Below are 264 nucleotides of genomic sequence, written 5' to 3' on the forward strand. Positions count from 1 at the left end.
AAAAAAAAAAAAAAAAAAAAAAAAAGCGGCAGAGGGGGGGGGGGGGTTTTTTTTATGCCCGCAGTTTAATCCTGACGCAGCACTTTGTGTCCGTAGTCAATGAGCGCATCGGTCACCCGGCGCATCATGCGGCTTTCCGGGGCGAAGCGGTGCCAGTAGAGCATGCGGCGCTGGAACAGGCCCGGGGTGAGATCGATAAGTTCGCCGCTGTTGAGCTCTTTTTCGATCTGCAGATGCGGGATCATACAGCAGGTGGTGCCCTGG

The 264-nt window shown here is 54.5% G+C and carries 1 pseudogene; it reads right to left on the minus strand.

Going from position 1 to position 264, the window contains the following annotated elements:
• Positions 1–65: 65 nt before the first annotated feature.
• Positions 66–264 (minus strand): annotated as a pseudogene (locus tag HMPREF9538_RS32655) (ArgP/LysG family DNA-binding transcriptional regulator); the annotation flags it as partial.

Source organism: Klebsiella sp. MS 92-3 (genome assembly GCF_000195655.1).
Classification (GTDB): domain Bacteria; phylum Pseudomonadota; class Gammaproteobacteria; order Enterobacterales; family Enterobacteriaceae; genus Klebsiella; species Klebsiella pneumoniae.